The organism is Micrococcales bacterium (genome assembly GCA_009784895.1).
Taxonomy (GTDB): Bacteria; Actinomycetota; Actinomycetes; order Actinomycetales; family WQXJ01; genus WQXJ01.
Genome location: WQXJ01000079.1, coordinates 1 through 5,375, shown reverse-complemented (window position 1 = coordinate 5,375; position 5,375 = coordinate 1). Strand labels below are relative to the sequence as shown.

The window sequence follows — 5,375 nt, the reverse complement described above, 5'->3', positions numbered from 1 at the left end:
GGCTGGGCTGGTCTACTTCCCCGGCAAGGTCTGGTTGACTCACGCCGAGGATGACTCTGGATCGGTACCGTTGCAGGCGGTAGTACTGGAATCAGAACCCGACCCGTTCGATGAACCAGAACCGACAACAAAGCCGACCCTAAAACCGACCATCGGTACCGGCAGCAACACTCCTGGCGGAGACCAACCGGCCAACCCGCCAGGCGCTGACGCTCAGGCGCCGCCGCCGCAGGACTTGGCCGATGGCGGTGGCGCTGGTGACGAGCAGCCCCTTGGGACAACCGCTGCCAACGCTTCAGACGAGGTCACCGCAGACGGGATCGTCTATGTCGGTGGTCTGAGCGCTCGATATCGGTGGTCAATCAATCCACTGGGTGGTTCGCTGGCGCTATCTGTGCCAATTAGGAACGCTTCGCCAGACCCGGTCAGTGCGGTAGCCGAATTCTCGGTGAAACAGATTTTCGGTGGCCAGGTCGGTTCAAAGAGCGTCAAGTTGGTCCTGTATTTGGCACCGGAAGAATCGAGGATCGTCACGACTTCCATCCATGGCATGGCCCAGTGGACGTTAGTGTCAAGCCAGGTCACTGTGTCGCGGATGGGTAACCATGATGCCTGGGGTCTAGGTTCGGTGACCCGAAATAGCTGGACCTTGTTCTTCCCGTGGTTCCTGGTGCTGATGCTGGCTGCGGGAATTGTAGGTGCCTGGTGGTGGCGGAGGAGGCGAAAAGAAGCCCTCATGCGTGCCAAAGCATCTGGTAGTGGCGAGAAAGAAGAGGGCATCGAAGACGACGACAGCGTCGCAGCGGAGGCCGTTTTGCGGTGACTGCCATTGCAGAATTAATGCGGGTGGGAATCCCGCGGTTTCGTCCCAAACCGGCGGTCCGGCAGCCCTCGCGGCCGTCAGGCGAGCCGTCATCGTCACGGGGCAAGCTGGCAAGGCCGCCGGGCCGGCCGCTAGGTCAGCGGTCGCGGGGCAAACCGTCAGGCAGACGGTCGCGGTCGCCAGGCCAGCCGCCCAGACCGCCTCGCAGGATTCCGAAGTCATTGCTGCCGCTTACTCCGCTCAGCCCAGAACGACAGCTGGCGCGAGGAGTGTTGGCGCTGCTGGCGGCGCTGGTGCTCGGGTTCCTGATGAATCTGGTGCTGTTGAGCGGGTTGCAGCAAGCCATTGCCCAAATACAGTTGCGTGGAGTGTTCGCCGGACAGCTAGAGGCAGGAACGGCGCCGGTAAGCGAGGGCACCTTCGAAGACGTGCTCTTGTCGGATGGCGATCCGGTGGCCCGGATCGAAATTCCCGGTATTTCTCTTGATCAAATCGTGGTCCAGGGCACAGCCGCGGGAGCTCTAAAGAGTGGCCCTGGGCATCGGCGAGATTCTGCCCTACCTGGACAGCCCGGCTTCACGGTGATTATGGGACGCGCCGCTGCCTACGGCGGGCCGTTTGCCAGGATCCAAGAATTAGCTCCTGGTGAGGCGATATCGCTCATCACAGGACAAGGTGAGCATGTCTACCGAGTAATTGGCGTTCGCTACGCCGGTGATCTTGCGCCACCGCTACCCAAGGCAGGGCAAAGCCGTTTGGTCTTAGAAACGGCTCGAGGACTGCCATTCATGCCCTCGGGAGTGATCCGGGTGGACGCCGAGCTGGTGTCCCCGCCACAGCCTACCGGGTTGCGCCAGACCACCTTCTGGCAACTACCACGCGCCGACAAGGAAATGGCCAGTGACTATCGCACCGTCTGGGCCTTGGTCTTCGCGTTACAGTTCTTTGTCCTGGCTGGGGCAGCTGCAACCTACAGCCTGAGATTAGTTGGCCGAGCAAAAACCTGGCTGGTTTTCGCTCCGGTATTGCTGCTGGCCGGACTGCTAGTAGCTGACCAATTGATCCTGCTACTACCGAACCTGATGTAGCCATGCAACCAACGTGGCGTCGCAAACCTGAGGACAGTGAAAGAAAGACGACTATGGGAACACATCTTCGCACCGATGCATCGGACAAGGACCGGTCGGTAGAAAAGGATGATTGGATCACCAAGCTGCTCCGGCCGGTGATGGAGGATCCTCCGGTGGTTGGGGACGCTCCGGTGGTTGAGGATGTTCCGGTCGCTGAGGACGCTCCGGTGGTTGAGGACGCTCCGGTGGTTGAAAAACCTCGTGTAGTAGATGAGGTTGGGGACACCATGCTGCTCCAGCCGGTTGTAGATGAGGTTGGGGATACTAGCCTGTTCCAGCCGGTGGAAGCCCCGCTTCAGTCTGCGGCCCCGCCCGCCAACAAGCTAGCCAACCTCGAAGCGAAGAACATCACGGCCTGGTTCGGGACTCATAAGGTGCTTGACCGGGTGTCACTGACCATGCCGCCGGGTCAGGTCACTTCACTGATCGGCCCGTCCGGCTGTGGCAAGTCCACCTTTTTGCGAATACTCAACCGGATGCACGAACTGGTGTCATCGGCCTCACTGGCTGGTGAAGTCCTGTTGGACGGCGACGACATCTATGATCGCGGCCACAAGCTGACCGAAGCCCGCAAGCAAATCGGAATGGTGTTCCAGAAGCCCAACCCATTTCCGGCCATGTCGATCTACGACAACGTTATCGCCGGCCTAAAGCTGACCGGCATGAAGGTCGACCGTGACGGCAAAGACGAGCTAGTGGAATCGTGTTTGGTCCGGTCTGGGCTATGGGAGGAGGTCAAGCAGCGGCTGCGTTCGCCTGGCGGCGGCTTGTCAGGCGGACAGCAACAGCGGCTGTGCATCGCCCGCTCTTTGGCAGTGCAGCCAAAGGTGTTGCTGATGGATGAGCCTTGCTCAGCTTTGGATCCCACCTCGACCAGGGTGATCGAGGAGACAATGCTGGAACTGTGCCAGGAGGTGACGATTGTAATTGTGACGCACAACATGCAGCAGGCTCACCGGGTGTCCCAGCAGTGTGCCTTTTTCCTGGCGACCCAGGGCACACCAGGAGTCATAGTTGAGCACGGCGCCACCGAGGCCATGTTCGATCAACCCAAAGACGCCAGAACGAAGGACTACGTCAGCGGGCGGTTCGGCTGAGCCGCGTGTGACGACCAGGGCCGCCTCGGCCAACAACTGTAGGCTCGTATCCGGCCGAGTTCATAGGACCTACGTTGTAGGATCAATGATATGAACGCGACCATGCCCCTGAGCGATTTCAACCGGAACCCTTCACGTGCGACGCGACTTGCCCGAATAGGCTCGGTGACCATTACCGACCATGGCATGCCGGCATTCGAATTACGGGCCCTAGTGCAGCCGCAGATGCGGTCCGAAGCGCTTGTTCGCGCGGGCGTCCTTTCGCCGCCTCGAGTTCGCTCAGGCGAACCATTGCCAGACTTTGGCGTTGACCCGACCATCGCACGGGCCATCGTCGCTGAGATCGAAGACGAAAAGGCCGCCCGTGACTACTGACAGGATCTGGGTCGTTGACACATCGGTGGTGCTGAGGGCAATGCTTGGCGAATCTCCGGCCGCGAAGGCCTGGCTGAGTCATTGCCTGGCTGTGGGGCAGACCATCGCATGCTGCCGGATGCTTGACCTAGAAACTCGGCGAACTATTATCCGCATGGAGTTACGAGGAGACCTCGCGCCCGGCCAGGTCGACCCTGATGCATACCTCGTGAGGTTTGCGATTGGTACCCAGATCGACGACCTGTTTGACGAGGCTAGGCGGCTACGCCAAATGCTCCGGGCATCCGACGCTCTCCACGTCGCCTTTGCGCTGAGCATCGGGGTCGAAGAGACAACCGTTGTCACCCACGACGAGGAGATGGCTGCCGCCTGCACCGCGCTTGGCTTTGACGTTTTCGACCCCGTCAGCGACGACCAGGCGCGACTCGTCAAGCACGGTCGCTCTGAGGTCACCGGTTCCCGCTCTGGTTGACTACGAACGATTGGCGCGGCATCGGCAGGCGAGGGAGACAAGCCAAGTGAGGGACATTGGCCGCGCACCACGCAACTCTTCCCGTCCATCGACCTCGACACACCCCTGCGAAAAGCGTTAAACGTAATGCCCGTGGCATTGATAGATCTCAAGAACTCCATTTCGTATGGCAAACACGAGTCGGTGTTCACTGTCGATGCGCACGCTCCACCATCCAGACAAGTCACCTCGCAGCGGCTCGGGCTTCCCGGTAGTTTTGTAGCCGTTGCGTTGGATGTCCCTGATCAGCGCATTGACACGGCGAAGTGTCTTCTTGTCGCGGCCTTGCCACATGAGGTAGTCAGCCCAGGCCGACTCATGCCACGAGATGAGCACCCGCCTAGTCCTCGATCAGCTCGTGCAGGTCCATGTTGGTGTCGGTCTCGGCATCCGCGCGGACAGAGCGCAAATGCTCAAGGTTGGCGCTCGAATAGAACGGATCAACCGAAACGTCAAAGGGGATACGCCGCTCCCGTGTCATCTTGCGGGCAAAGACGGTGAACGCAGTTGTCATGTTCATACCGAGCTCGCGGCAGGTGTCTTCCATGTCCTGCTTCAGGCCAGCGTCCATGCGGATGTTGACCAGTGTTGTTCCAGCCACGGCTACCTCCAAGCGTCAAGACAAACAGCATACCACGTCTTTACATAATGGCACCGCCGAACTCGACGGCTGCCTCGGCGTAAGCCAGACGCAGCTCAAGGTCTTTCGGTTTGGTCAGTAGCATGATGTTGTGGCCCCACGGCAATTGGCCAACAGCCTGTTGGCCAATTGCGTCCTCAGGCCACGCCTTGGCGAACGCCCGCATGTACATCAGATTTGCTCGTGAGAAGCCGCCCAGATCGGGGAACGACTGTCGTAGATCGTGTGCAAGGCGTTCGGCGACCTTCACGCCCCAACCCTGGTCGGCCTGCCGATCAAGGATGCCACGCTCGGTCTGCCAATAGACCCGAAGCATCTCCGTGTTGACAGCGAGCGCCGCCCGCTGCTGGGCAGAGTGGATACGCGCCTTGACCTCGGCGAGCCACTCGCCGAGGTCAAGGTGGCCTCCTTCTGGTCGGTGACTTCATTCCTGCTGTCTACTGCGCGACCCAGTTGATCATGTGCTCTACCGCAGAAAGAGATGCGTTTATGCTGGTCACGGGCGATAGTTCGGTGGAGCTGATCGGATTCGAACCGACGTCGGAACGTCAAAAAGCTGGTTTGAGCGCCGGGTCACTGCCCGCCTGCGTCCCCGTGGAGCCCCAATCGCCTCCTTGCGCTCGATCATTCCCGTTCGGTCGGGCGATCAGTCTTGGTAGTGGAAGCGGGCTTGGAGAATCACAACGCTGGTAGCCGTGACCTCGTAGACCAAGCGGTGCTCTTGGGTAATACGACGGGACCACACGTTGCCGCCCGTCTGGTACTTCAGTGGTTCGGGTTTCCCTGATCCTTCGAAAGG

The 5,375-nt window shown here is 60.1% G+C and carries 9 protein-coding genes; 5 read left to right on the top strand and 4 right to left on the bottom strand.

The window, feature by feature from the left end:
* The 5 genes from FWD29_09720 to FWD29_09700 all read left to right on the top strand — a co-directional run.
* A partial coding sequence (locus FWD29_09720; protein ID MCL2804206.1) for a hypothetical protein occupies nucleotides 1–823 on the top strand: 823 nt, incomplete at its 5' end.
* A 221-nt stretch (nucleotides 824–1,044) separates the two neighbouring features.
* A complete protein-coding gene (locus FWD29_09715; GenBank protein MCL2804205.1) occupies nucleotides 1,045–1,911 on the top strand; it encodes a sortase in 867 nt (288 codons plus the stop codon).
* 269 nt (nucleotides 1,912–2,180) lie between these two features.
* The gene (locus FWD29_09710; GenBank protein MCL2804204.1) at nucleotides 2,181–3,050 is read left to right on the top strand and encodes a phosphate ABC transporter ATP-binding protein; all 870 of its coding nucleotides are present in this window, start codon (nucleotides 2,181–2,183) and stop codon (nucleotides 3,048–3,050) included.
* Between the two features lie 165 nt (nucleotides 3,051–3,215).
* Entirely contained in the window at nucleotides 3,216–3,425 is a 210-nt protein-coding gene (locus FWD29_09705; GenBank protein MCL2804203.1) for a hypothetical protein, read from the top strand.
* Nucleotides 3,426–3,465: 40 nt separating this feature from the next.
* A complete protein-coding gene (locus tag FWD29_09700) occupies nucleotides 3,466–3,897 on the top strand; it encodes a hypothetical protein (protein ID MCL2804202.1) in 432 nt (143 codons plus the stop codon).
* Between the two features lie 117 nt (nucleotides 3,898–4,014).
* On the opposite strand, the gene FWD29_09695 is transcribed toward FWD29_09700, so the two are convergent.
* The 4 genes from FWD29_09695 to FWD29_09680 all read right to left on the bottom strand — a co-directional run.
* On the bottom strand, nucleotides 4,015–4,272 hold the full coding sequence (locus tag FWD29_09695) for a Txe/YoeB family addiction module toxin (GenBank protein MCL2804201.1): 258 nt from the start codon (nucleotides 4,270–4,272) through the stop codon (nucleotides 4,015–4,017).
* Between the two features lie 4 nt (nucleotides 4,273–4,276).
* Nucleotides 4,277–4,537: a type II toxin-antitoxin system RelB/DinJ family antitoxin gene (locus FWD29_09690; protein ID MCL2804200.1), complete on the bottom strand. Its 261-nt coding sequence runs from the start codon at nucleotides 4,535–4,537 to the stop codon at nucleotides 4,277–4,279.
* A gap of 40 nt (nucleotides 4,538–4,577) precedes the next feature.
* A complete protein-coding gene (locus tag FWD29_09685; protein ID MCL2804199.1) occupies nucleotides 4,578–4,892 on the bottom strand; it encodes a DUF1016 N-terminal domain-containing protein in 315 nt (104 codons plus the stop codon).
* Between the two features lie 330 nt (nucleotides 4,893–5,222).
* A partial coding sequence (locus FWD29_09680) for a Txe/YoeB family addiction module toxin (protein ID MCL2804198.1) occupies nucleotides 5,223–5,375 on the bottom strand: 153 nt, incomplete at its 5' end.

Bases quoted from the DNA above. Each gene is read 5' to 3' on its own strand.
- FWD29_09710 (MCL2804204.1), top strand. From the start codon at position 2,181: ATGCTGCTCCAGCCGGTTGTAGATGAGGTTGGGGATACTAGCCTGTTC.
- FWD29_09700 (MCL2804202.1), top strand. From the start codon at position 3,466: ATGCTTGGCGAATCTCCGGCCGCGAAGGCCTGGCTGAGTCATTGCCTG.
- FWD29_09685 (MCL2804199.1), bottom strand. From the start codon at position 4,892: ATGCTTCGGGTCTATTGGCAGACCGAGCGTGGCATCCTTGATCGGCAG.